Source organism: Cohnella kolymensis, from assembly GCF_000829465.1.
GTDB classification, from domain to species: domain Bacteria; phylum Bacillota; class Bacilli; order Paenibacillales; family Paenibacillaceae; genus Cohnella; species Cohnella kolymensis.
This window is the reverse complement of the sequence record NZ_JXAL01000001.1, coordinates 527,161-551,989: the sequence shown is the minus strand read 5'-3', so window position 1 is coordinate 551,989 and position 24,829 is coordinate 527,161. Positions and strand designations below refer to the sequence as shown.

General features: G+C 53.0%; 20 protein-coding genes, 2 tRNA genes and 2 pseudogenes. 15 read left to right on the top strand and 9 right to left on the bottom strand.

What is annotated here, in order from left to right; all coding sequences use genetic code 11:
• Window positions 1–114: 114 nt before the first annotated feature.
• Both SD71_RS02620 and SD71_RS02615 read left to right on the top strand, forming a co-directional pair.
• Window positions 115–3,263, top strand: a pseudogene (locus SD71_RS02620) (efflux RND transporter permease subunit).
• Window positions 3,264–3,291: 28 nt separating this feature from the next.
• Complete coding sequence (locus tag SD71_RS02615; RefSeq protein ID WP_041059091.1) at window positions 3,292–4,182, top strand: TetR/AcrR family transcriptional regulator; 891 nt, start codon at window positions 3,292–3,294, stop codon at window positions 4,180–4,182.
• Between the two features lie 238 nt (window positions 4,183–4,420).
• On the opposite strand, the pseudogene SD71_RS02610 reads toward SD71_RS02615, so the two are convergent.
• Both SD71_RS02610 and SD71_RS02605 read right to left on the bottom strand, forming a co-directional pair.
• Window positions 4,421–5,432, bottom strand: a pseudogene (locus SD71_RS02610) (aldo/keto reductase).
• The gene (locus tag SD71_RS02605) at window positions 5,422–6,309 is read right to left on the bottom strand and encodes an aldose epimerase family protein (protein WP_041059090.1); all 888 of its coding nucleotides are present in this window, start codon (window positions 6,307–6,309) and stop codon (window positions 5,422–5,424) included. The pseudogene SD71_RS02610 and the gene SD71_RS02605 overlap by 11 nt, the downstream one beginning before the upstream one ends.
• A gap of 148 nt (window positions 6,310–6,457) precedes the next feature.
• On the opposite strand from SD71_RS02605, the gene fdhD reads away from it, so the two are divergent.
• The 5 genes from fdhD (at window position 6,458) to SD71_RS21860 (ending at window position 12,540) form a co-directional block, all read left to right on the top strand.
• Complete coding sequence (fdhD, locus tag SD71_RS02600) at window positions 6,458–7,270, top strand: formate dehydrogenase accessory sulfurtransferase FdhD (RefSeq protein WP_041059754.1); 813 nt, start codon at window positions 6,458–6,460, stop codon at window positions 7,268–7,270.
• A 16-nt stretch (window positions 7,271–7,286) separates the two neighbouring features.
• Window positions 7,287–9,623, top strand: a complete 2,337-nt coding sequence (locus SD71_RS02595) for an FdhF/YdeP family oxidoreductase (protein WP_041059089.1) — start codon at window positions 7,287–7,289, stop codon at window positions 9,621–9,623.
• A 134-nt stretch (window positions 9,624–9,757) separates the two neighbouring features.
• Entirely contained in the window at window positions 9,758–10,939 is a 1,182-nt protein-coding gene (locus tag SD71_RS02590) for a phosphodiester glycosidase family protein (protein ID WP_082034017.1), read from the top strand.
• 201 nt (window positions 10,940–11,140) lie between these two features.
• On the top strand, window positions 11,141–11,968 hold the full coding sequence (locus tag SD71_RS21865) for a histidine kinase dimerization/phospho-acceptor domain-containing protein (RefSeq protein ID WP_052475874.1): 828 nt from the start codon (window positions 11,141–11,143) through the stop codon (window positions 11,966–11,968).
• 29 nt (window positions 11,969–11,997) lie between these two features.
• Window positions 11,998–12,540 carry a sensor histidine kinase gene (locus SD71_RS21860; protein ID WP_161793321.1) on the top strand — a complete coding sequence of 181 codons (543 nt, stop codon included), beginning with the start codon at window positions 11,998–12,000 and terminating at the stop codon, window positions 12,538–12,540.
• A gap of 36 nt (window positions 12,541–12,576) precedes the next feature.
• Here SD71_RS21860 and SD71_RS02580 read toward each other — a convergent pair whose 3' ends face one another.
• Both SD71_RS02580 and SD71_RS02575 read right to left on the bottom strand, forming a co-directional pair.
• The gene (locus SD71_RS02580) at window positions 12,577–13,515 is read right to left on the bottom strand and encodes an SPL family radical SAM protein (RefSeq protein ID WP_052475872.1); all 939 of its coding nucleotides are present in this window, start codon (window positions 13,513–13,515) and stop codon (window positions 12,577–12,579) included.
• 97 nt (window positions 13,516–13,612) lie between these two features.
• Window positions 13,613–14,044, bottom strand: a complete 432-nt coding sequence (locus tag SD71_RS02575) for a universal stress protein (RefSeq protein ID WP_041059084.1) — start codon at window positions 14,042–14,044, stop codon at window positions 13,613–13,615.
• A gap of 111 nt (window positions 14,045–14,155) precedes the next feature.
• Between SD71_RS02575 and SD71_RS02570 the strand changes: the two genes are divergently transcribed.
• Window positions 14,156–14,231, top strand: a tRNA-Thr gene (locus tag SD71_RS02570).
• A gap of 507 nt (window positions 14,232–14,738) precedes the next feature.
• Window positions 14,739–14,814, top strand: a tRNA-Thr gene (locus SD71_RS02565).
• A 97-nt stretch (window positions 14,815–14,911) separates the two neighbouring features.
• On the opposite strand, the gene SD71_RS24135 is transcribed toward SD71_RS02565, so the two are convergent.
• The gene (locus tag SD71_RS24135; RefSeq protein WP_041059082.1) at window positions 14,912–15,202 is read right to left on the bottom strand and encodes a hypothetical protein; all 291 of its coding nucleotides are present in this window, start codon (window positions 15,200–15,202) and stop codon (window positions 14,912–14,914) included.
• 238 nt (window positions 15,203–15,440) lie between these two features.
• On the opposite strand from SD71_RS24135, the gene SD71_RS02555 reads away from it, so the two are divergent.
• Entirely contained in the window at window positions 15,441–16,391 is a 951-nt protein-coding gene (locus SD71_RS02555; protein WP_041059080.1) for an aldo/keto reductase family protein, read from the top strand.
• 30 nt (window positions 16,392–16,421) lie between these two features.
• On the opposite strand, the gene SD71_RS02550 is transcribed toward SD71_RS02555, so the two are convergent.
• Window positions 16,422–17,066 (bottom strand): NUDIX hydrolase, encoded by a 645-nt coding sequence (locus SD71_RS02550; protein ID WP_041059078.1) that lies wholly within the window; start codon window positions 17,064–17,066, stop codon window positions 16,422–16,424.
• Window positions 17,067–17,175: 109 nt separating this feature from the next.
• Here SD71_RS02550 and SD71_RS21855 point away from each other — a divergent pair, with 109 nt between their 5' ends.
• Window positions 17,176–18,933: an ATP-binding protein gene (locus SD71_RS21855; protein ID WP_052475871.1), complete on the top strand. Its 1,758-nt coding sequence runs from the start codon at window positions 17,176–17,178 to the stop codon at window positions 18,931–18,933.
• Here the strand turns inward: SD71_RS21855 and SD71_RS02540 are convergent.
• Complete coding sequence (locus tag SD71_RS02540) at window positions 18,900–19,817, bottom strand: diacylglycerol/lipid kinase family protein (RefSeq protein WP_041059077.1); 918 nt, start codon at window positions 19,815–19,817, stop codon at window positions 18,900–18,902. The two genes, SD71_RS21855 and SD71_RS02540, sit on opposite strands and share 34 nt — an antisense overlap.
• A 119-nt stretch (window positions 19,818–19,936) precedes the next feature.
• On the opposite strand from SD71_RS02540, the gene SD71_RS21850 reads away from it, so the two are divergent.
• Genes SD71_RS21850 through SD71_RS02520 form a run of 4 tightly spaced genes read left to right on the top strand, consistent with a single transcriptional unit; the run spans window position 19,937 to window position 23,879 of the window.
• Window positions 19,937–20,923: a 2-hydroxyacid dehydrogenase gene (locus tag SD71_RS21850; RefSeq protein ID WP_052475870.1), complete on the top strand. Its 987-nt coding sequence runs from the start codon at window positions 19,937–19,939 to the stop codon at window positions 20,921–20,923.
• Window positions 20,924–20,954: 31 nt separating this feature from the next.
• Window positions 20,955–21,662 carry a hypothetical protein gene (locus tag SD71_RS02530; protein ID WP_041059076.1) on the top strand — a complete coding sequence of 236 codons (708 nt, stop codon included), beginning with the start codon at window positions 20,955–20,957 and terminating at the stop codon, window positions 21,660–21,662.
• A 40-nt stretch (window positions 21,663–21,702) separates the two neighbouring features.
• Complete coding sequence (locus SD71_RS02525) at window positions 21,703–22,833, top strand: DNA alkylation repair protein (RefSeq protein WP_052475869.1); 1,131 nt, start codon at window positions 21,703–21,705, stop codon at window positions 22,831–22,833.
• Window positions 22,830–23,879 (top strand): FUSC family protein, encoded by a 1,050-nt coding sequence (locus SD71_RS02520; protein ID WP_041059075.1) that lies wholly within the window; start codon window positions 22,830–22,832, stop codon window positions 23,877–23,879. Before SD71_RS02525 ends, SD71_RS02520 begins: the two co-directional genes overlap by 4 nt.
• A 64-nt stretch (window positions 23,880–23,943) precedes the next feature.
• Here the strand turns inward: SD71_RS02520 and SD71_RS02515 are convergent, their stop codons facing one another.
• Window positions 23,944–24,129 (bottom strand): hypothetical protein, encoded by a 186-nt coding sequence (locus SD71_RS02515; protein WP_041059074.1) that lies wholly within the window; start codon window positions 24,127–24,129, stop codon window positions 23,944–23,946.
• 63 nt (window positions 24,130–24,192) lie between these two features.
• A complete protein-coding gene (locus SD71_RS02510) occupies window positions 24,193–24,822 on the bottom strand; it encodes a TVP38/TMEM64 family protein (RefSeq protein ID WP_041059738.1) in 630 nt (209 codons plus the stop codon).
• Between the last annotated feature and the right edge of the window lie 7 nt (window positions 24,823–24,829).

Here is a 24,829-nt window from a genome sequence, read left to right as displayed (position 1 = left end):
CATAAACCCTTTAACTTCCGTAACAAGTGATGATATAATCGGTGCGCATGGAATAAACGATTATTCATACCGATTGACCGATCGTTCAAATTTAAGGTTCCGAGGAGTGGAATAATGCGAAACATAATTGGTTTTTCGCTTAACAACAAATTTGCTTTATGGATGATCACATTGATTGTCATTGTCGCAGGACTATATTCGGGCACAACGATGAAGCAGGAGAGTCTGCCGAACTTGAGCCTGCCGTTCTTAAGCGTGACGACCGTCTATCCGGGCGCTGCGCCGGAGGGTGTCGTAGACAGTGTCACTGAACCGCTGGAGAAGCGGCTTCAGAGCATTGAGTCCGTCAAAAACATAACTTCCACGTCTATGGAGAATGTATCGTCTATTTTCGTGGAATTCGAATTCGGGCAAGACATGGATAAGGCGGTAAGCGAGCTGAGGGAAGCTGCCGCCGACGTCAAGCTTCCCGACGGTGCCCAGGCGCCGGACATTTCGAAGTTCTCTTTTAACTCGTTCCCGGTAATATCTCTAAGCGTCTCCGGGCAAGGGAGCCTTGAGAATTTGACGAAGACGGTCAGCAATGATGTTCAGCCGGTGCTGGAGGGCATTCAAGGTGTAGCCTCCGTGCAAGTGGCGGGACAGTTCGTTAAAGAAGTAACCCTTGATTTCAACAAAGAGAAGATGGCCGAGCTGGGACTAAGTGAAGAAACCGTCAAGGCGATCATCCAGGGATCCGCCGTCAAGGCGCCTCTCGGATTGTTCCAGCTGGACGATACGGAAAAGGCAGTTGTTGTTGACGGCCGCGTAACGACCCTCGATGATTTGAAGCGTCTGTCGATTCCTGTGATGCCGGCGATGAGCGGTCCGCAAGGCCAGGCGCCGGGCGGTGCATCTTCGTTGCCGCCAAGTACGGCTCCACAAGCGCCTGCGGTTCAAAGCCCGCCTGCGGCGGATTTGTCCGGCGGCATGCCGACGGTCCGTTTGGCTGACATCGCCGATATTACACTGTCGGGGCAAGCCGAATCCATTTCAAGAACGAATGGTGAGGAATCAATCGGTATTCAGATCGTGAAGGCGAATGATGCCAATACCGTAGATGTCGTGAACGCCGTTAAGGACGAAGTGGAAAACCTTCAGCAGAAATATTCGGACATGAAGCTCGTGGTGCTCGTGGACCAAGGCAAGCCGATTGAAGATTCGGTCGCCACCATGCTGAACAAAGCTTTATTCGGTGCATTATTTGCGGTGCTGATCATACTGTTGTTCCTGCGGAACCTTCGCACGACGATCATCGCCATCGTATCGATTCCGCTATCGCTTATTATCGCAGTGCTGCTGCTGCAGCAATTCGATATCACACTGAATATCATGACGCTTGGAGCGATGACCGTTGCAATCGGCCGCGTCGTAGACGATTCAATCGTTGTCATCGAGAATATTTACCGCCGTATGGCATTGAAGGGCGAGAAGCTGAAGGGCAAAGAGCTGGTTCGAGAGGCGACCCGCGAAATGTTCCTGCCCATCATGTCTTCCACGATCGTGACTGTCGCGGTGTTCCTGCCTCTCGGTCTCGTAAGCGGAATGGTCGGCCAGTTGTTCTTGCCTTTTGCTTTAACCATTGTATTCTCTCTATTGGCCTCTCTCTTGGTGGCCGTTACAGTAGTGCCGATGCTGGCGCATCAGATGTTCGGCAGAGGTGTGAAGCCAGGTAAAAGTCATGAAGAGAAGCCGAGCGTTCTGGCAAACGGCTACCGCCGCGTGCTTGCATCCGCATTGAACCATAAAATTATTACCTTCTCGATCGCCGTCCTCCTGCTTGTCGGCAGCATCGCACTGACTCCGTTGATCGGAACAAGCTTTTTGCCGGATCAAGAGGACAAATACGCTCTGTTCACTTATACGCCCGAGCCCGGCGACCGAATTGAAGATGTAGAACAGCGTGCGCTGCAGGCAGAGAAGCTCATACTAGCGAATACGGACATCGACAAGCTGCAATATTCGGTCGGGGGAGAAAATCCGCTGCAGCCGGGACCTTCGAAATCAGGCTTGTTCTACATGCAGTACAAGAGCGACACGAAGCAATTCGCAGATAAGAAAAAACAACTGCTTGAGGAGCTGCAACAAGCCGTGCCGGCCGGCAAATGGTCCGAAATGGATCAGGGCGGCGGAATCGGCGGCAGCCAGTTCAGTCTGAGCGTGTATGGGAACAGTCTTGAGCAGATCAAACCGGTTGTCGACCAAATCACAAGCTTAATGAACAAAGATAAGTCATTCGAAAAAGTGGATACGAGCTTGTCCAAAACATATGAGCAATACAGCATTGTGGCGGATCAAGAGAAATTAAGCGGTTATGGGATGACGGCCGGCCAGATCGCGATGAAATTAATGCCTGTCAGACAGCAGCCGGTGCTCACCACCATTGAAGAGGATGGCAACACTTATAATGTTCATGTAAGTGTCGACAAAGCTGAATACAACACGATCAACGATATACTGGATACGAAGCTGGCAACCCCGCTGGGAGTGGAAGTCGCGATCCGGGATGTCGCCACGGTTGAAAGAGGCACTTCACCGAACTCGATCGCACGCGACGACGGCAAAATGGTCGTAAATGTAACTGCTGATATCACTTCCAAGGACGTAGCCGCGGCTTCAAGCAATCTGCAGAGCCAGGTGGATAAAATAGAGAAGCCTGCTGCGGTGGAAGTGAAATTCGGCGGAGTGACGGAACAAATCAATGAAACATTCACACAGCTTGGACTCGCCATGTTGGCGGCCATAGCCATCGTGTACTTGGTTCTCGTACTGACCTTCGGCGGTGCTCTTGCTCCGTTTGCGATCATGTTCTCTCTTCCGTTCGCGGTAATAGGCGGATTGGCCGCATTGTGGGTGACTGGCGAAACACTGAGCGTATCTGCGCTTATGGGAGCCTGATGTTAATCGGAATCGTCGTGACGAACGCGATCGTGCTCGTTGACCGGGTGCTGCATAAGGAGCGGGAGGGACTGTCGACCAGAGATGCGCTGCTTGAGGCGGCAGGTACTCGCCTTCGTCCGATTCTCATGACCGCGCTGGCAACGATCGGTGCTCTGCTGCCTTTGGCCTTCGGCTATGAAGGAGCGGGGATTATCTCCCGCGGCTTGGGTGTTACCGTTATAGGCGGGCTGATCAGCTCGACGCTTCTTACGCTGCTCATCGTGCCGATCGTATATGAAACATTGATGAAGCTGCGCCGGAAGAAGAAAACGGTCGAGGCTTAATGCGTTCAAGGAAGGAGGCCTTTGCGCCATGCAGGACAAGAAAAAACAGATTCTCGAAGCAGCCATACGCTGTTTTGCAAGGAAAGGGTTCCACGCCGCGTCCATCCAGGAAATCGCCGATGAACTAGGCATGGCCAAAGGCTCCATCTACTTTTACTTTAAATCGAAAGATGATTTGCTGATTTCGGTATTCGAGTACTATGTCGAGATGCTGTTCGACCGGATGGAGGGACTGCCTGAAGAAAAAGGGCTGCCTCCGCGGGAACGGTTAATGGTGCAGCTGGAGCGCCAGTTTGCATTTTTCAGGGATCACCTCGATTTTATGCGGATGCTGATGAAAGAGCCTGTCACAGGACTTCACCCGGAAATCCGGGAGCTTATGCTCCGTTTTCGTTCACGCATTAAAGTGTGGAACATTTCGCATATCATTGCGATATACGGGGATAGGGCGGAGGATTTCTCCGGGGATGCCTCGATTTTGCTCAGCGGTATTGTCGGTCAGTATTTTGAGGCGATTCTTTTGGAGGAAGTAAAGCTTGACGACCGCCGGTTAAGCCGGTTCATCGTTAAGCGACTGGATGATCTCATGCATGGAATCCAGCTTGCAGACGAAGCGCCGATTATGCCGAAGCCGAATCTCAATAAGCTCCGGGAGCTGGCCGGTTTGCCGGTGGAGACGATGGACGGTAAAAAAGCGCTGCTGCAGGAATTGCGGCACAGTTTGACTGCGTCGGATACAAGTTCGGCGGATGAAAAAGAGGACCTGCTGTCGATATTACGGCAGTTGGAGGACGAGGTAGATAAGCCTGCCCCTAAACGGCTCTTTGTCCGCGGTATGCTCGCATTGTTGAAACAAAACGCTCCGTCAGCTTGGCATACGAATCTGGAAAGGCTTGAGGAACAGCTCAAGCGCTCTTAACGCACAATCGCAAGCAGCCCGCTGATCTCACGCAGAGACAGCGGGCTGTTTGTGTTATTCCGGGGCAGTGGCGGGTTAGAGGGCGGGAACTGCTCCGAGTGGTTTGCTGTAAGGCGGGTTGGTCGCCTTACAGAGTGGGAGAGCGAGCGAATAGTTTGCTGTAAGGCGGTTCAGCCGCCTTACAGAGTGGGAAACGCACGAATACTTTGCTGTAAGGCGGTTCAGCCGCCTTACAGGATTATCTTAAAGAGACGCGAAGTGAGATTTCGCTGAGCTCGTCGATTTCCTCTTGGGTCAGACGAAAGGTCATCGCCTGCACGTTGTCCTTGGCGTGATGCAGCTTGGAAGCTCCGGGTATGGCGAATACGGAGTCTCCATGTGCGTGGATAATCCAGTTTAAAGCCACTTGAGAAGCAGAGCCTTCATATTTCACCGCCAGCCGCTGAAGAACATCAATCAGCGGTTTCGTATGCTTCAATCCATGCGGCTTGAAGCCTTTCATCAGCCTCCTCGGACCGGATGCTTTACGGACACCTTTCGGACCTTCATGGAACTTGCCGGTGAGCAGTCCTTGCTCCAACGGAGAATACGCCACGATCGCCGTGCCCAGCTCCTGCGCTGTCTCCATAATCCCGTTCCGCTCAATCCGACGGTCGAGCAGACTGTATTTTACTTGATTGCAGGCCAGCCGCATGCCATGCCGGCTTAACACCTGGTCAGCCTCCCGCATTTGGCGGGCGGTGAAGTTGCTTACTCCGATGTGGCGGATTTTTCCCCGTTCCGCCAGCTTTGCCATTTCGCGCATTTCAGTCGCCACAGAGGAATAAGAAAACGGCTGATGAATCATATACAAATCAATCGGGTAGCCTCCGAGCCGCCGGAGCCGCTCGTCAATGGTACGGGGGATATTGCTCGCCGAGCGGAACAGGGGCCACCATTTGGTCGCGATATGTACGTTCCCCGCCATGCTGCCCGCGGCTTGAAGCGACCGCGAGGATTTGCTCGGATTCGCCTCCGCCGTAAATTTCAGCCGTATCAAACCAGTTAATGCCGCCTTCAAGGCTCACCCTTACGATTTCCGCAACGAGACTATTTTCCAACGAAGGCCAGAAGGCGCCTACTAAGCCTCGGCCTTTGCTGAATTGCCAGCAACCGAGCCCGAGCGGCGATAATCGTAAATCCGTTTCACCGAACTTCCGCAGTTCAGCCCCGCCGCGAACGCCCACCGCATTTTCCCCCTTAGTCAACATTTACTTTCGAACAAGAGATCTGGAAATCCGCCTTCAAAGTGTCACCGGGCGCAACCATGATCAGCCCTTCCTTGCGGTTTAGGGCGGCATTCAATGCTGTCCAGGGCTCCACGCAAACAAAAGGCTTGCCTTCAACCGACCAAAGCACGATGTAGCGGAAATGCTCGCTGTAGCTCAGTTTGACCCGGCAATCCTCGTCCAACCGGAACTCGATTTCCTTTTTCTCCGCATCCAAAAGAGCGATTGATTCGACTAAGCCGCCCAAATTCACGGAGCCCTCGAAGGGCTTCTCCTGATTGTCGTTATAATCCAGCATACGTGTTGCGTCTGTTTCGTAAGCGAGATTTTTATGGTTGGTTGCGAAATAGGGATGGAATCCGGCGATCATCGGCATTCGCTGCTGCGAATGGTTGATGTACTGCTGCTCAATAGACACAGCTCCATTCTTCAGCCGATAAGTGAAACGAAGCTCGAACTCGAACGGATAAGCTTCCAGAGTCTTCTCATTGCTGCGCAGAACGAGAGTGATCCAGGCCGAACCGTCGCTGCCTTGAGCGGCAACTTCCCAGGGAAGAACACGGGCAACCCCGTGATTTTTCATTGTGTAGGTTACGCCATCCCACTCATAACGACCGCCCTCCAACTGCCCGCAAATCGGGAACAACACCGGATTTCCGCCTCGTATGTTCGCCTCGGGATTAAGGAATGTTTCTGTATCCATGTAGAACAGTTCTCTATCATGCAGCCTGCATCCGGTCATAATGCCTCCGCGTTCCGGGCAGATCACAATTCGCGAGTCCGTTGCGCTGTCGCTCAACTCGTACATCATATATGTATCGGTAAAAGATGTTACCCCGTAGCCGTTTTCGGTAGTCATCAGCCTTGCCTCCTTGAATGGATTTCGCGTATTCGTATATTATAACAATCCGAACGGCACAGAACCAAAGACGATCCGCTCGGTTGAAGGACTGCAGAAAAGGGATTATATTGGAGTCAGCAAAGATGGCCAAGGAGGCGGCACCAGGATGAACGAGTCAGTTGTAATACGGCGTGCCGTAACCCGATACAGCGATGGCGAGGTACTAAGCGGGGAAGATGACGTCGTTACCGAATACCCGCTGACCATTATGCTGAACGGCGAAGAATTTGCCACTCTCGTCTGCTCCCCAGATCATGTGGAGGACTTGTCCATCGGTTTTCTGGCGTCCGAAGGGCTGCTCACCGATTATCGAAGCTTGACGGATTTGAGCTACGATGACCGCACGGGCCATGTCTACGCGGAAGTCGAGGACGTGGATGAGTGGCTGAAGGAGAGCGGCTCCAAACGTTACTTCACCTCCTGCTGCGGAAAGAGCCGGCAAGGCTTTGTATTTTACAATGACGCCAGAACGGCGAAGCCGCTCCAGTCACACACGGTAGGATTGACATATGAAGATTGTATAAGCATGATGAGCGCAATGCAGCAGGCATCCGGGTTGTTCAAGGTGACCGGCGGCGTACATAATGCAGCGCTGTTCGAGCAGGACGGCACGCTGCTTCTCTCCCGATCCGACATCGGACGCCATAACGCATTGGACAAAATCTACGGACATATTCTGCGCAGCGAGCTGTTAATGGACGGCAAAGCGCTGGCTTTCAGCGGGCGGGTGTCCTCGGAGGTGCTGCTGAAGGCGGCGAAAATGGGCTGCGAGGTTCTATTGTCCAAATCCGCTGCGACCGACCTGGCCATTCAACTGGCGGAAGACTTGGGAATCACCATAGCAGGCTTTATCCGCAACGGTTCCCTGAATGTATATACCCATCCGGAGCGCATAACGAAGGGCGATAACAACTTCTAACCAAGGAGATGACCCAATGGGCAAGTCTAAGCATCCCGGTCCGCAGAGGCTGCCGGTAATTCCGGATCCCAAGCTATGGGTAAGCGTCGTTCCTTTCGGTCTCGGAAAGGTGAAACCGAAGCATATCCGGGATACGATGAGAACGCTTTGGTTGAATCGAGACAATCTGCCTTATGCCGCCCGCATTCTGACACAGGGAGTATGTGACGGCTGCGCGCTGGGTGTGTCGGGCTTATACGACCAGACGTTAACCGGTCCTCATATTTGTACGACGCGGTTAAATGTCCTGCGCCTGAACACCATGCCTGCAATGAAATCGGGCACGGTACATGCGGACATAGAAGAGTTAAGGAAGATGTCCAGCGCGGAGCTCCGGGAGCTCGGGAGAATTCCGTACCCGTTAATCCTGCGCCCGGGCGATACAAGCTTCAGCCGTTTGTCTTGGGACGAGGCGCTGGATTTCATCGCGGCGAAGTTCCGCGCGGTCGAACCGGAGCAGACCGGCTTCTATTTAACGGCTCGCGGCATTACGAATGAATCTTACTACGCCGCCGCGAAGACGGCGCGTTTTCTGGGTACGAATAATATCGATAATGCGTCGAGAATCTGTCACTCCCCATCCAAAACGGCATTGAAAAGATCGCTCGGCATCGGCGCTTCCAGCTGCAGCTACCGCGATTGGATCGGTACGGATGTGCTGGTGTTCTGGGGCAGTGTAGCGGCGAACAATCAGCCTGTATCTACAAAATATATGTACGCCGCAAAGCGGAAAGGCACGAAGATCATCGTCATAAATCCGTACCGGGAGCCGGCGATGGACGGGTACTGGGTCCCGTCTATCGCGGATTCGGCTCTATTCGGCACCAAGTTGGCCGACGATTTCTACCAGGTGAACATAGGCGGCGATATCGCGCTTATGCATGGAGTCATGAAGCATTGGTTCGATATGGAGGAACGGCAGCCCGGCTCTGCAGTGGACCATTCATTCGTGCAGCGGCATGTTAACGGCTACGAGGAGCTTCGGCTCAAAGTGCTGGAACAAAAGTGGGAGGAGCTCGAGGCTTCCTCCGGAATTTCGCGGGACAGAATGGCGGAGCTTGCCGGGCTGCTCGCCAAATCCAAATCAGCTGTATTCGTATGGTCGATGGGGCTGACGCAGCACAGGCATGCGACGGATAACATTTCGCAGGTGGCTAATCTTGCGCTGCTACGCGGTTTCATAGGCCGCGAGCATTGCGGTCTCATGCCGATCCGCGGCCACTCCGGCGTACAAAGCGCGGGGGAGATGGGGGCGGACCCTTTCTCTCTTCCAGGCAGCGACTTCGATGAACACAACCTGTCCCGTCTGGAAAAGCTGTGGGGATTCACGCTGCCGCGCTGGCAGGGGGATATTGTCGGATTGTCGCTGGAGAATGCGCTGCTGCCTGCCGGCCATCCGCGCAGAATGAAGCTGTATTACTTGTCGGGCGGCAATTTTCTGGAGACGATGCCTGATCCTGAATTTGTCCGGGAGGCGCTCGAAGCTCTGGAGGTTCGTGTGCACCAGGATATCATTTTCAACACCTCCACACTGCTGGATGCCAAGGAAGCGGTTGTCGTGCTGCCCGCCATGACGCGTTACGAGCAGCCCGGAGGAGGCACTTCCACCTCGACGGAGCGCATGATCTACTTCAGCCCGGAGATCCGAGGTCCACGCATCGCGGAAGCCAGAGCCGAGTGGGGAATTTACGGCGATTTGGCCGCCAGGGTCAAACCCGAGCAGAAGCACCTTATTGCGTTTCCGAGCGCCCAGGCGATTCGCGAAGAGATCGCCAAAGCTGCGCCGGATTATGACGGCATTCAGTATTTGAAGAACAAAGGCGATGTGTTCCAGCGGGGCGGCGCTTGGCTCTGTGAAGACGGCGTTTGCCCGACAACGGACGGTAAAGCCAGATTGATAGCGGTAGATGTGCCGATACGCGGCAGCGCAGAGGGGCAATTCTATGTCACGACGCGCCGGGGCAAGCAGTTCAACTCGATGGTGTACGGCGAAAAAGATGCATTTAACGGAGGGCTCCGCCACGATGTGCTGCTTCATTCCACAGACGCGGCAGCTTTAAACGTCACGGATGGCGAGGCGATTGTTCTTCATAATACGAACGGCACGTTTCACGGCCGAGCCAAGTTTGCAGAGATTCTGCCGGGAAACTTGGCGGTCCATTTTCCCGAAGGGAACGTCCTGTTTCCAATGGGAGTGTATGAGACAGCGGCGGGCATACCGGAATACAATATTTCGGTAACGCTGGAGAAAGCCATTCATTTCATCCAGCGCAAAGACCGGATTTACAGCAAACGAGGCGCATTGGAAGCGTAGCTCTCGCAAACCTAGGAACGTCCCTGATCTGCCGGCGGCAGATCAGGGACGTTTTTCGTCATTTCCGGGGAAATGATGTCGAAAGTATACTACATTTGTCTTTTTCGCAACTTGCTGCGGATTTCGGTCGTATAATGGATGTACAAAAAAGGACAAGGAGCGTGACCGCCATCCCGGCAATTTCCACCCAGACGGCATCAACGGCGTCAAATTCAACGGCACGTCGACGTGCAGCAGCATCTAAAAAACGAAGGCTCGGTTTTTGGAGGGCAATTAAATCATTATTCATATTCGGCTTTATAAGTAGCCTGTTATTTGCGGGATGGTTTTATTTCACCCCTTCGGGGCACGAATTTCGCTTTATGCTTGCGGACTCATTAATTACAACCCAGCATAGGCACTGGGCAAAATATATTATCGGCGAGTCGGCGTTGAAGGAAAGGGTCACCGCCTATTCCAACCGGTTCGAGCAAATGGGAGAAGAACGCGATACGCATACGATTCCCGCGGCAGCAGTGCAGCCGGATGCGCCGGAAGCAGCCGAGGAACAGCCGCTCACGTCGATTGAAACTGTGGACGGAAAAGGGTTCCATGGTTATCTGCTGACCGTGAGGGATCCGCAAAAAATTCGTCTAGTCGTGCCTAACAAACACGGGCGCGGAGAGAAAGTTTCGAGCATGGTGAAACGGACGGGCGCTCTGGCGGGCGTGAATGCAGGCGGATTTGCCGACCCGAATTGGAAGGGGAACGGATTCAAGCCGATGGGACTCGTCATCAGCGGGGGGAAAATTTTCTACAACGGACTTGGCGGTAAAGAGAGCGTTCAAATCGTAGGCATCGACAAGAAGGGCAAAATGATCGCCGGCAAATACTCCATTCAGGAGCTGATGGATCTAGGCATATCGGAAGCGGTCAGCTTTTCTCCACGCATTATCGTCAACGGCAAAGGGTTGATTGCCAACCGTGAACAAGGCTGGGGAGTGGCTCCGCGTTCCGTCATGGCTCAGCGTGAGGACGGAGCGATCATGTTCCTGCTTATAGACGGGCGGCAGCCGGGTTATAGTCTCGGGGCCACCTTGTACGACGCGCAAGAAGTTCTTCTTGCGCATGGCGCGGTCATCGCCGCCAACCTGGACGGAGGCTCTTCCACGGTGCTTGTCACGGAAGGCGGCGAAGTCGTCAACAGGCCTGCCTCAACACATGGCGAACGATATTTGCCGACCGGGTTTCTCGTATTTAACGACCCGGATTCGGTTGAAGTGCCGAATATATGGGCGGGACTTAAACCCGGAGACATTGATGCAGGCAAATGGTAACACAAAGGATTACCGGAAGGGAGACCCGATATAAGGGGTCTCCCTTATTTTCATTCGCCGGTGAAAGCAGACCTACTAATTATGCTTAGTCTATCTCTATAAGCCTATGTCCTTGGACCTGCGGTACCCATATTCATTTGTGTTACAATTGTGAATATATTTGCAAACGCACAATATGCTTTCCTCCCAGGGAGAGATGTTATGGAGATTCTCAAGGTCTTTCTGATTAATATCTGTATCCTGATCACTTTCGCTTATTTGATCAATTTGGTGTACAAGCTTCTATCGCCGCATTTATCCAAATCGTCGAGATATGGTTTTGCCGTCATTATATTCATTCTCGCAGGCTGGCTGACGATGATTTTCAGCATAGAAATCGGTCAATCTTCGAGGTTCGACTTGCGTATCGTTCCGCTTATATTCGCAGTGCTGGTATTATCCCGACCCGTGCCGTTGTTCATTATCGCGCTCAGCATCGGTCTCCTCAGGCTGACTTTGGGTACAACGCCGAACGCTTGGGCTGCACTGCTGAACTTAACCTTGCTGGGGCTTGTTGCAGCTGCGCTTTCTGTTTGGTTTAACCGGAGGCCACATCTTTCTTACGCTAAGAAAGCAAGCATCGCTATTCTAATCATAAATGGATTCTATACGCTCCATATCTCTGTGCTTGGCGCCATACCCACTGCAACGTATCTCTCTGAAATCGCCCCAATTACATTTCCGGCAGGTGTCATATTAAGCTTTGTTTTCCTCGTCATGGTTCGAGATTTCGAGATGAACCAAAAACGGATGGAAGAGCTCAACCGAGCGAACCGTTTGCTCAGAATCCGCAGTCACGATCTTCAACAAGCGAAGACCGAGCTGGAGCAGAAAGCCGAGCAGCTCGAGATGGTATCCCGTTATAAGTCTGAATTTCTGGCGAATATGTCGCATGAACTGAAAACCCCGCTAAACAGCGTGCTGATCCTCTCCCAAATGCAGAGCGAAGAGGGTACGACTAATGAAGACGGATTCGGTACGCGAAAATGATACATCAGTCGGGAGGCGACCTTCTCGGCTTGGTAAATGACATATTGGATCTGTCCAAGGTAGAGGCCGGTAAGCTGGATATTGTGTCAGAGCCTGTTTCTCTTGAAGAGGTACTGCGATTGATGGAGGAGCAGTTCCAACCTCTAGCCTCAAGCAAGTCGCTTGCTTTCGATACTGAATTGATCGGAGAGCGGTCACAGTGGATTCTGTCGGATCCGATGCGGTTAAATCAGATTCTCCGCAATTTGCTTGGCAATGCTTTTAAGTTCACGGAAACCGGCAAAATTGAATTGAAAATATTCACCAAAACAGTTGACGAAGGAAAAGCGGAGGCGGTGTTTCGAGTTGTCGACACCGGTGTCGGAATCGATCCGGCGCAGCAAGAACTAATATTTGAGGCGTTCCGTCAGGAAGACGGTTCAATCAGCCGCAAATACGGCGGTTCAGGTCTGGGTCTGGCGATCAGCCGTCAATTGGCGGAACTTCTTGGAGGAAAGCTGGAGCTGCAAAGCGAGAAAGGGAAGGGCAGCTGCTTTACGCTGACCCTTCCGGCTGAATTGTCAATGAGCTAAAATATTAACCCCATTAACGGGGTTTTTTATATACGGTTAAAAGAGTGTCAGCTGAACCGGGGCACAAGATTCGGCGGCCGGTTGCTGCTGATTATACCGGGACGGCTTGGTGTCCGGCTGAATATCTTTTGCCGAGAGGCCGTAGTCAGCCAGCTGTTTGACGATTTGGGACTTTAACGGTTTGCGGTAGGACTCCGGAGCGGAGGAGGAACGCCAGTACAGACGTCCGTACGCCTCGGTCAATTCCGGGTAATTCCGCTCAAGAACAGAGAAAAACCACGACTTGACTTCAGGTGTGGACAGCCTCAAAGGAGAAAACATGACGAATTGGGCGTTTGCTTCTCTACACTCGGCAATCACGCTTTCCGTAGACTCGGGACTGTCTGTTAAATAAGGTAAAATCGGAGCGATAAAAACCCCGGCAGATACCCCTGCCTCGTTCAGCTTGCGCAAGGTGTCCATTCGCCGCCGCGGGGATGGAGTAGACGGTTCGAACTCCCGCCATATTCGGGAATCCATCGTGTGGCAGCTGAAATTTACGAAGGATGCGGGGTTGCTTTGCAGCAGATCCAGATCGCGCAGGATAAGAGGGGAGCGGGTTGTCACACCGACCGGAATGTTGAATTCATTCAGAACTTCCAAACATCCGCGGGTAAGCTTCTCTTTGCCCTCTAATTGTTGGTAAGGATCTGTCGCTGTGCCTATCGTGACATGCCGCGGAAGCCGGCCCTTCATTCGTTTCAGTTGATCGCGAAGAACCTCCGGTGCATCTTCTTTCCAATATATATGTTTCTGGAACGCGTCGTCTGCCGTCTCTCCAACATAGGAATGTGTGCTGCGGGCATAACAAAAGCTGCAGCCGTGCTGGCACCCTCTGTACGGATTAATGGACCAGTCAAAGGGCATGGACGGAGAGCGTACCGGATTCAATACGGTCTTCGGTCGGAGCGGTTCATATCGGGTATGATTCATCATGACCTCCCTGAAAATTAACAAGAACATTTGTTCCTATATATTCAGTATACCGGAGGTAGGAGATGAGAGCAACCAGGGTGCTCGCGATCCCGTAAGCTTAATCTTTAATCACGAGGACGGGGCAGCGGGCATGACGAATGACATGCTGGCTGACGCTTCCTACCATGAGCTGCTCCAAGCGGTTCAGGCCCCTATGTCCGACAACGATCAGATCGGATTTCAGTCGATTGGCATGTTCCACGATTGATGGACCGGGCAGCCCTTCCAATAATGTGGTCAGCGGATGATTGCCTGCTTCAAGCAGATCGCGGGCTTCTTCAAGCTTCATCAGCGCTTCGCGCCGGATGCTCTGTTCGGTGCTCGCTGAAGCGGGAATGACGACTTCAACGGTTACGACCGGTTTCGGCAGCTCAATGACATGAACCGCTTCCAGATTAGACCGAAAACGAATGGCGAGTTCCCGCGCGGCAGCAGCCGCTTTCTTGGAACAGTCAGATCCATCATAAGCCACAACGATCGAATGGAACATTTCAGGAGCCCTCCTCTTTGTTTCACTCCTTTTACCCGCAAAACAGACAAAAAAACCAGCTTCCGCAGCCTTGACTTTTCACGTGAAAATCTCTATTCTTATAAGGTATTTGCTGATGTAGCTCAGCTGGTAGAGCAACGCATTCGTAATGCGTAGGTCGGGGGTTCGAATCCCTTCATCAGCACCATAAAAAAGCCAACAACGGCGCGATCTCCGAGATTTCGGGGGTCGCGCTTTTTTTGTTGGCCGCAATGCAGGTCGTTTACGATTCATGTACGCTTATCAGATGAAGAAGAACGTCTCAAAACCACTACATTACTTCGCAAAGTGATAATTCGAAATTCGTTTCTTAACAGACATCGTAAGGCGGGGCCCACACGCGCCCCGACTTCCAAGAATCTCTCACAAGGAGCACCGCTCCCTATTATAGAGAATCCGGTAATTCTATCGTCTACAAATCTAATCGTCACAATATCAGGATTACGCTCAAGGCTCATTTTAATCACCTCCTCGGTATTACAGGAGATTCAACATGGATGGAATGCGTAACGGACAGGTATGGACACGGCCTAAAATTGGCAGGCCGATCCATTGACGATGCTTGCAAAACCCTGTTATACTATCCCTCGACGCATTCGTAACGCGCGGGTCGGGGGTTCAGATCCCTTCATCAGCACCATACATATTCCGGCGTGCCGCTGTAGCTCAACTGGTAGAGCAACTGACTTGTAATCAGTAGGTTGGGGGTTCAAGTCCTCTCGGCGGCACCATCAACGATTCATCAACGCTTCGTTCGGCCGTCGGACGGGGCTTACAACGAAAAAACGCGATCCCTGGAGGGGTCGCGTTTTTTTAAGGCTATATGTCTCAATCCTCAGGCGTCCGGTCAAAATACGCGTTCGTTACTTCTGTGGTATCGCCTTGCTGCCTGTCTTGTGTGGATGCAGGCTTGCGAAGCCGGTCATCCGTATCCAATCCCGGAGCAATTGTCGGCTCATCGGCGTTGTTACGGGAATTATTGATGCCGCAAGACCCAGGGTGGCCGTCATTCTCTATTTGCTGCTGCAGGTTGGAACGCATCGCTTCATCCCCAGGCACGTCCGCAACGACTCTTGCCGTTTGTCCGGCCGGAGGCTCAAAGTTGTTATTTTCCGCCACTATAACCAACTCCTTTGCAGTATCCGTCATTTACCTATCGTTCGTAAAATGATTTTTAATTATGCAAATAGTTAATGCCGCAAAGTTATCCACAGGTTGATTGTGGAAAAGCATAGGTTTCTGTGTGTAATTTAAATTTATTCAATAGTTCATTGTGTTCATCTTTGAAAGTTCTCGTTCTTTTGGTCTGATGTGTCACGTAAATGGGTAAGGTTATTCGGAAAGGGAGGGAAGCTGGATGGAGTACAGGAAATTGGGAAATACCGGTTTGAAGGTTAGCGAAATCAGCTTAGGCAGCTGGCTCACTTATGGGGGCTATGTGGAAAATGGCCAAGCGGTTTCAACATTGCATCGGGCGTACGAGCTGGGAGTCAATTTTTTTGACACCGCCAACGTTTATCGCCAGGGGGAAGCCGAGCAGGTTGTCGGTGAAGCTCTGGCCAAGTATCCCCGCTCATCTTATGTATTGGCGACCAAAGTGCGCGGTCCGATGGGTGAACTCCCCAATGATCAGGGTTTGTCGCGCAAACACATTATGGAACAATGCGATGCCAGCCTGAGACGGCTCGGGATGGATTACATCGATTTGTATTACGCTCATTACCCGGATCCGGACACCTCGATGGATGAAACATTGCGGGCTATGGACGATTTGGTGCGGCAGGGAAAAGTACTGTATACCGGTATCAGCAACATGTCTGCAGCGCAGATTGCGCAAGCAGTCTCGGTCGTGGACAAATACGGGCTTCATCCGATTGCAGCGAATCAGCCTCTGTACAACATGTTCGCTCCGCAGATCGAGCCGGAGGTTTTCCCGCTGTGCGAACGCAGCGGCATCGGCCAAGTCGTCTATTCTCCGCTCGCCCAAGGCGTTCTCTCGGGCAAATATCAATATGTTTCCGATATTCCGCCGGCCAGCCGGGCATCCGACAAAGACGGAAATCAAGCGGTGCAGTCGTGGCTTAAAGAAGAGTTTCTGGCCAAGGCAAGAAAGCTGCAAACGCTGGCAACCGATTACGGTTTGACGATGTCCCAGTTGGCGCTGGCATGGATTTTGCGTTATCCGAACGTATCGAGCGCAATTATCGGGGCGAGCCGTCCGGAACAAGTGGAAGAGAACGTCAAGGGATCGGGAGTCCGCCTTGAGCCGGAGCAATGGGCTCGGGTGCAAGCTATTTTACAGGAGTAAATTTCATCGACCACATGAAGAAGAGCCTCGTCATTGACGGGCTCTTTGTACGAGATCGCGTAAAAAACGGCAAACCGCCATGTAATACCCGTAATCTCTGGACACGAAGGAGCGGACAGTAACGGCCAATTCGGAGCGGCTCAGCCGGCCGTCGTGTATTTCTACGCCTGCCGCGTTCAGCGAACTGATCCTGCCTTCCATCAACGCAATCAGCTCGTCCGCATCCGCCTCATACAGCCCGGCGACTTCCTCCTCTTGCAGACGAAAATCCTCCAAACCCAGTGAAGTGACGCAGCAAAATACATGACTGACCTCGCGATCGATGTACCGTTTGCCACCTGCCTGACCGGAAGCCTCTTCCCGGATGATTCCGAACGGGACGAGCTCATCGAATGAAACCCGTATGCCCAATTCCTCTTCCAATTCACGGACCGCGGCTTCAGGCGTTTCCCCTGCGGACAGATGTCCGGCTGCGGTAATATCGAGACTTCCCGGGTTAGTATCTTTGTCATCCGATCTTTTTTGAAACAGAATGCGTGCTTCTCCATTCCGCCCTGGGCGCGCAAGCCAGCAATGGATCGTGTGATGCCACAAGCCTTGTTCATGCACTTTATTGCGATCCGCCGTTCCCAGCCAATTGCCTCTTTCATCATAGATGTCGAATAACTCCTGCATTCGTTCAATAGCCTCCAATTAAATGCAATTATTAGAAAGGAATTTGTTTATAACCGTCGAATCTTATTACACAAAAGTGAAAGAAGTCAGTCAATTCCGGGGGAAAATCATGAACGGTACCGGAGCGATCTGGCCGGCAATCTTCTTGTTGATGGCCCTGCTAATCAGCATACTGGCAAGCCATATCATGTTCAACTTTATCGGCAATCTCAAAAGAACGAGCGGACGGTTTCGCCAGTTTTGGCTGGCAGGCGGGACGTTCGTATTCGGCGTCGGTTTGTGGGCGAAACACTTCGTTACAGTAATCGCGCTTAACCAGCCGTTCATGTTTACATGGATGATGGCCGTGGGACTCTTTTTCATCATTTTCTTTTCGCTTATGTCGTTTATTATGATGACTTTCCATGGGGTTCTGAAATATCGGCTGCTGTTCGGCAGTCTCATCCTTGCGTTCGGCATTGCGCTCATGAGTTACTTCAGCATGCTGGGACAACCTATTCAAGAGCTGAGCATTCATCCGACCTATTTCACACTATCGCTTGCCGTTCTTGTTACGGGGACATATATCTCCTTTTTTCTATCGGAGAACGACAGGGGCAAAAGAGGGCTGGCCAGTGTTACACTCGGCGTCTCGGTTATGCTTGTACAGCTCATCGGCGCCAAGGCGCTTGAAATTGAATATTTCCCGTTATATTCGTCACAGAGGCTTATTCAGGATATCAATCAGCTTGCCATCATTGTCGGCGTCGGAGCGCTGCTCATTCTGGTATCCACCATGGTGATCTGGTACATAGACAAACGCCTCGACCAGATGGACGAGCGGTACCGCCTGCTTGTAGAAAATTCACTGGATACGATTGCGATTCTAAAAGGCGATCATTGGGGTTATGTGAATGCGGCGGGTCTCCGGATGTTTGAGGCGGAACACCCGAACGATCTGCTGGGTAAATCGATCTATTCCTTGTTGCCTGGCACGGACCATACCACAGTGCGGGAGCGGCTGAAAAATTTAGTTTTCACAGGGGGCAGGAAGCCGCTCGAACAGCAATGGTTCACCCTTAAAGGCAAGCTGCTGCATACGGAAGTTGTGGAGACGAATACGACGGTGGATAATAAGCCGGCCGTACAAGTCATCATTCGAGATATTTCGGAACGGAAAAAGAACGAAGAGCTCATCGTCAACTCCGAGAAATTATATGTGGCGGGACAGCTGGCTGCGGGTATCGCTCATGAAATCCGCAATCCGCTGACATCGCTGAAAGGCTTTTTGCATCTGATCGCCAGAGGGAAACAAAATAACAACGAGGCTTATTTCGATATTATGAACTCCGAACTCGATCGTATAGAAGGTATTGTGAGCGAGCTGCTGATGCTCTCGAAGCCTCAGGTGTATGAGCTTAATTATCAGGACGTGCGCGTCATGATGAGGGACACGGTTACCCTGCTCGAAACCCAGGCGATTCTGCACAACATCGCGATTGAGGCAGAGTACGGTACGGATCCTCTGTGGATTTACGGTGTTGAGAATCAGGTGAAGCAGGTGTTCATCAACATCATAAAGAATGCCATCGAAGCTATGATTGACGGAGGTGCCATCCGCATCAGGCTGTTCCGGGAACAGGATGCCGTCTATGTGCGCATTCACGACGAAGGTCCGGGCATCGGTGACGATCAATTGGCCAAAATGGGGCAGCCGTTCTACACGACCAAAGAGAAGGGTACAGGGCTCGGTCTGATGGTCAGCTACAAAATTATCGATAATCACCAGGGCAAGATCGTCGTCAACAGCAAACTCGGCAACGGCACTTTATTCGAAATCATGCTGCCTTTCCGTTATCCGGAACCCAATGCCAAAATGACAAGCTGACGGGAACGGACCGCTGCGCTGACCGGCGTCCGTCCAACAGGCTCGCCGTCACCGTAAGCAAGCCAGACGTTCGGGGTTTCAATCCGGATCTGCTCCCCTGACAGCAGAGTTACATAAGGTAAATTCACATGCGAGCCGCTCAGCAGCGTCGGGAACACCATCAGCAACCGCCACATGCTGCAGCCGTGCACGATGCACGCGTGGAGCTTCCCATCGTCAGCCCGGGCGTCCGGACAAATCTTTAAGCCGCCCCCGTAGCTTGGAACATTGGCAACAGCCGCGAGCCAGCTCCGCTGAAATTGATGCGGTGTGCCGTCGACCGTCACGGTAATCGGCTTCGGCGCAAAAGCGGCGAGAGCTCGAAATAATCCGATGATATAGGCCAAAGATCCGATGCCCAGACGGTTGCACCACTGCTTGTACTTCGAACCGTTCACATCGGCCGCCACTGCCGCATCCAACCCGACGGCTACCGCTGTTAGAGTCAGCTCATGCTCGTTGCAGCCGAAGCTTGTGTCCACCACATCCGCCAGACGTGTCCGTCCTGCGAGGACGATGTCCAGCGCTTTGATCGGATCCCGGGGAATGCCGAAAGACCGGGCGGTATCGTTGCCTGATCCGCAAGGAATGACGCCGCAAGGAATTCCGGTGCCCGCGAGCAGCGGCAGCAGGCTGTGTACCGATCCGTCGCCGCCAACCGCAACAACTGCCTTCACGTTTCCTCGCTTCAATATTGCGGCAGCCGCTTCAACCGCCTCGTTTTGCGTGTCGAATGCGATTTTCATGTATTTCGTGTCCCGCCTGAGCAATTCCGCCTCGACCTTTTTCCAAACCTTCGCGCCGCGGCCATTACCGGAACCTTCGTTAACGACGAATAGAACCACCCGGTTCAGCCCTCCCTGATGACTGCATATTAATCTCATTATGCTGAAATCTTGAAACCTTTCAAGAAAAATTTACGTCATTGGAACAAAAGATCCGAATTTGCGCGGGAGGGTTTCATATGACCAAATCTACTAAGCGGATTGCTATTATTACGGCTAAAGGACGGGAAACTTTCACTGAAGATCAGGCGAAGCGATTGGAGTCGGTGGCCGCTGTCAGCTACAGCTGTGCTTTGGAGGCTCTGACATCGGATGAATTGGCAGCAAGGCTGGCAGGCGCGGATTACGCGGGACTTACGCCGCGTTCCGTACCGATCATTGACGGAAGCTGGATCGATCGGCTGCCTCGGCTTCGGGGCATCGCGGTATTCGCCACCGGAGTCGATTATATCGACACGGAATATCTGGATCGTAAAGGAATAGCTCTCAGCCATTTGCCCGATTACTCCATGGAGTCGGTGGCCGAGCACACGATCGGTCTTCTATTGACGATGGCGCGCAGAATTCATTTAAGCCAAGACAGAGTACGCGGGCGCGTACCGTCCGGGACCTCGGTTCTCGGTTGGGAATTACGCGGCCGTACGATCGGGCTGATCGGTCTCGGCCGGATCGGCAGCCGGGTGGCGGAATTGGCCCGCGTGTTCGGCATGCGCGTGCTTGGCTGTGACGTGAACCGCAGCATAGAAGGGATTCCATCGGTGGATATGGCGGAGCTTCTGTCGTCCAGCGATGTTGTCAGTTTGCATTTGCCCGCGAAATGGCAGGGAGAACCGGTAATCGGGCGTGAGCAGCTCGCCGTAATGAAGCCGGGAGCGACGCTGATTAACGTATCCCGCTGCGCTCTGGTAGACCCGGCTGCTGTCGTGGACGCCATTGACGCCGGCACGCTTAAAGGCTATGCGGTCGATGACTTTTTCCCTCTGGGGGAGCGTGACGAGCGCGCAATGCGTCAGATTGCCGAAGGGCGTATTTTGCAGACCGGCCATACGGCCTGGTATTCGCAAGAGGTTATCCGGCGAGGCTATGACACTTGGATTGATAACTTGATCGCATTTGCTTCGGAAAAGCCGCAAAATCTGATAAGCCCTAAGATGCTGCCGGCATAGAAGCACGAGGGTTTCAGAGGAGGATTCATGAATGGGACAAGAGAGTGGCCGGCAGGCGGAGCGCCTGCTGCTTTTTGCGGTATGGGCAGGGACGGCGGTGTTCGGCATCGCAATGGTGGCGGCCGGATGGCCGCAATATTGGCGTTATGTTGCTTCGGAAACCGCTCCCCTTGCATGGTTTGAGACGGTGCTGCTGGTCCTCATTTCATTTATAGCCGCACTGATGGCGTTTGTGCGGGTTCTGACCGGGAATTGCCGGCGTGTCATATGGGGCTGGACAGCGGTTGCGGGCGGTTTCATTGCACTTGCTTTGGATGAACGTTTTGCGCTGCATGAGCGAATTCGCGATCGGCTGCTGAAGCCGACCGGAATCAGGCTTCTCCCATGGATGGAAGCGGGGGATTGGATCATTCCGATTTACACGCTGTGCGGTTTGGCGGCAGCGTGGGGAATTTGGCGGCTTCTCGACATCGGCAAAGCCGCTCGGACATTCTTTATTGCCGCTTTACTGTTGTCGGCCTGCGCGGCAGGTATGGACACCATCGACGTGCGAAGCTTGGACCAAGGGATGGAACGGCTGCTGCAGTCGATCGAAGAAGGGTTGGAAACTGCCGCGATGACCTGCTTCCTGTCTGCCTTTTTGTCTGCTTTCACCGCCACTTTGCGCTCCCTTGCCTCAGGAGCGGCTCAAGTGAGGGATGCAGACCGACAAGAAGAGCGGCGTTCGGACATGTTATAATAAGCGAAAGTAGAAATGGGCAGCGGCAGGAGGCAGCATTGTGGCTGAGGCGCGGAAAGACATGTATCATGAAACGTTTTTGAGAGAATTCGCCGTTAAGGTGAAGCAAGAATACCCGCTGTTCGATATTGAAGGTTTTGTTTCGGCAGTGCTCGGTCAAGGCTGGGAGCAGCTCGAGCTGAAAGGCCGAATACGCAGAGTTACGACGAGCCTCGGCCACACGCTGCCGGCCGATTTCGAGCAAGCTGTCAACATCCTGGATGGCATAGCAGAAGATTGTTATGGATTTCCTTATGTGTTTTTCCTTGATTACATAGAAGTGTACGGTTTAGACCATTGGGAGCTTTCCATGCGGGCGCTGGAGAGGTTTACCCGTATGTCCACGGCGGAGTTTGCGGTAAGGCCGTTCCTTAAGCGGAATCAAGAACGAATGATGGCGCAAATGCTGGAGTGGACTTCTCATCCGGACGAACATGTCCGCCGGCTTGCCAGTGAAGGATGTCGGCCCAGACTGCCTTGGGCGGATGCGCTTCCTGCTCTGAAGAAGGATCCGGCTCCGATTCTGCCTATCCTGCAGCAATTGAAGGCGGACCCATCCGAATACGTCCGTCGCAGCGTTGCCAACAATCTGAATGATATTTCCAAAGATCATCCTGAGCTGGTTCTTGCGACAGCCCGGGAGTGGAAAGGCTCAAACGAGCGGACGGACTGGGTAATCAGGCATGCTTGCCGCGGTCTTATTCGGGCGGCCAACACTAAAGCCATGGAGTTGTTCGGCCTCACTGCTCAACCGGACATCCGCGTAGAACAGTGGACGATAACTCCGGATCAAATTCCGATGGGTGAATCGGTCGAGTTTCGTTATGCGCTGCGCGTACCTGAGGGGCAGCCTATGAAGCTGCGCATTGAACTGGCTGTTTCGTTTCCCCGCCAGGCGGGCCGCTATTATCGTAAGCTGTTCAAGCTAAGCGAAAAGGAAGTGCCCGGGGGTAAGCTGCTGACGGGCGGGCGGCGGTTTTCTTTTGCCGATCTGTCCACCCGCCGGCACTACCCCGGTGCTCACCGGCTTGCGCTTATTGTGAATGGGCAGGAGCTGGCTCAGACAGAGGTACTCCTCGTCCAAGAAGAGCGGCGGCATAAACGGATAGCGGAAGGCGGCACCGGGCCATGACGATCGGAGCAAGGGTAATCAAAACCGGCCTTGCGGTTGCCGTGTCGCTATGGGTCGGGGTTCTAATCGGCTTGGACGCGCCGCTGATCGCTGCAATAGCCGCTATTTTCACCATCCAGCCTTCCATATACCGCTCCTGGAAACAGGTGCTGGAGCAGGTTCAGAGCAACCTGCTCGGCGCTGCGGTCGCAATTGCGGCGGTCACTTTCATCGGCAAATCACCGCTGGCGGTCGGTCTTGTTTGCATCGGCGTCATCATGCTGTGCATCCGGCTGAAAGCGGAAGAAACGATCGGATTGACGCTTGTAACGGTCGTCGTGATTATGGAGACGCAGGGACAAGGCTGGCTTGTCGCTGCAGACCGGCTCGGTGGAATTCTGACGGGGATGGTATCCGCATTTGTCGTCAACGTGCTCATCGCTCCGCCGAAGCATCGGCAGCGGTTTGTCAAGCACATTCAAGAAGCGCAGGAGCTGCTCTCCCGTTTACTGCGGACGGCCGTGTCCAATGAACTGAAAGAAAACGTGTTCCGGGATGAAGAGAAACGGCTTAAGGGAATGCTGCGCCAGATCGATGAATTTTATGATTTGTTCGCTGAAGAACGGGTATGGAGGCGGAATGCCAGAACCCGGCGAATACGGCTGCTTGTTGTTTATAAGGGCATGCTGTCCGCGCTCGACCGGGGAGTAGGGCTGATCGAGGCGGTGGAGGAGCACTATTTTGCCGTCTCGTCTGCGGAAGCATGGAACCGGCTGATTGACAGGCAAATCGAATCGCTGTGCGGATACCACGAGCTGCTCCTCTGGAAGTGGGGAGACAAGATGAAACCCGGTGCGACCGCGGCCGCGCCGCCCCTGGAAGCTTCCATGCTGTTGTCGGAGTTAATCTTGGATCGCACGGAGGACGATTCCACGGCGCGGGCGCGTCTGCTCGTCATCACGTCGGCGGTATACAACTATGACGAGAGTCTGAGGCGTCTGGACAAGTTAATGCAGAAATGGCTGGAGCGGGAAGAAAGCGGAGACCGCGCAGAGCAAGGCGCTTAGCAACATTTGCCCAGGACGAAAAAGACCAATCGCCGAGAAATGCGATTGGTCTTTTCCACAGAAGTCATTCCTCCGAGCTGCCGTCTACGGTATACTCCTTGATCGCCCATTGCGATCGGCCGAGATAGGGATCGGCGGGCACGTCATTCCGGCCTTCGAGCTCAGGCGCCGGCTCCGACTGACTTCCGTATCCCTGTATTTCAATATCCACATCGGTATAAGGCTCAATGCCTCGGTTATCTTCGCTCATACCGCCGCAAACCTCACCTTCGCCATAATGGCATAGGTTTCCACCCGGTGAAAGCCTTTATTCCTAGCTGAAACGCGCCTCCAGCTTGCGTCCTCCGAACCAGAGAAGCAAGAGGATCCCAACAGCCAGCACTATGCGCCAAGGCTGCTCGATCAATGCCGGAATATCGTGGCCGAGGAAAGAAAGCGTAAAGATCATGACCCCTTTTCCCAATAATATGGCGGTCAGGAAGGTATGCAGCGGGACATTGGACAAGCCGGATGCAATGTTCACGATTACGGACGGCGAGAAAGGAAAGCAAGCCAACAAGAATATCGGTGTAAAGCCCTTTCTCTCCACCCAGTCAAAAAACTTTTCCATTTTCGGAAACCGCCGCCGGATCCGATCCCCGTAACGGTAACCCAGCCGCCTCGCCAATAGAAACACGAGAAAGGAGCCGAGACATACGCCGATCCAGGAATAGAAGAAACCCGCCCACATTCCGTAAGCGGATGCGTTGGCGACAACGAATACGACCAAAGGAAGGATCGGCAGAAAGGCCTCCAATAACGGCAGCAGTATCCCCGGCAGAGGTCCGAGGTCTGAGTAGCGTGTGAGCAGTTCCTTTATATCTTCGAGGGACAAACTTTTAAAGAACGACGACCAATCCTGCCATTGCTCGGACAGCGCCGAAAAAAACAACCATTTGAACATGAATTCA

Coding starts and splice junctions, on each gene's coding strand:
- SD71_RS02615 (WP_041059091.1), top strand. CDS start 3,292: ATGCAGGACAAGAAAAAACAGATTCTCGAAGCAGCCATACGCTGTTTT.
- SD71_RS02605 (WP_041059090.1), bottom strand. CDS start 6,309: ATGACTACCGAAAACGGCTACGGGGTAACATCTTTTACCGATACATAT.
- fdhD (WP_041059754.1), top strand. CDS start 6,458: ATGAACGAGTCAGTTGTAATACGGCGTGCCGTAACCCGATACAGCGAT.
- SD71_RS02595 (WP_041059089.1), top strand. CDS start 7,287: ATGGGCAAGTCTAAGCATCCCGGTCCGCAGAGGCTGCCGGTAATTCCG.
- SD71_RS02590 (WP_082034017.1), top strand. CDS start 9,758: ATGGATGTACAAAAAAGGACAAGGAGCGTGACCGCCATCCCGGCAATT.
- SD71_RS21865 (WP_052475874.1), top strand. CDS start 11,141: ATGGAGATTCTCAAGGTCTTTCTGATTAATATCTGTATCCTGATCACT.
- SD71_RS02580 (WP_052475872.1), bottom strand. CDS start 13,515: ATGATGAATCATACCCGATATGAACCGCTCCGACCGAAGACCGTATTG.
- SD71_RS02575 (WP_041059084.1), bottom strand. CDS start 14,044: ATGTTCCATTCGATCGTTGTGGCTTATGATGGATCTGACTGTTCCAAG.
- SD71_RS02555 (WP_041059080.1), top strand. CDS start 15,441: ATGGAGTACAGGAAATTGGGAAATACCGGTTTGAAGGTTAGCGAAATC.
- SD71_RS02550 (WP_041059078.1), bottom strand. CDS start 17,066: ATGCAGGAGTTATTCGACATCTATGATGAAAGAGGCAATTGGCTGGGA.
- SD71_RS21855 (WP_052475871.1), top strand. CDS start 17,176: ATGAACGGTACCGGAGCGATCTGGCCGGCAATCTTCTTGTTGATGGCC.
- SD71_RS21850 (WP_052475870.1), top strand. CDS start 19,937: ATGACCAAATCTACTAAGCGGATTGCTATTATTACGGCTAAAGGACGG.
- SD71_RS02530 (WP_041059076.1), top strand. CDS start 20,955: ATGGGACAAGAGAGTGGCCGGCAGGCGGAGCGCCTGCTGCTTTTTGCG.
- SD71_RS02520 (WP_041059075.1), top strand. CDS start 22,830: ATGACGATCGGAGCAAGGGTAATCAAAACCGGCCTTGCGGTTGCCGTG.
- SD71_RS02515 (WP_041059074.1), bottom strand. CDS start 24,129: ATGAGCGAAGATAACCGAGGCATTGAGCCTTATACCGATGTGGATATT.
- SD71_RS02510 (WP_041059738.1), bottom strand. CDS start 24,822: ATGTTCAAATGGTTGTTTTTTTCGGCGCTGTCCGAGCAATGGCAGGAT.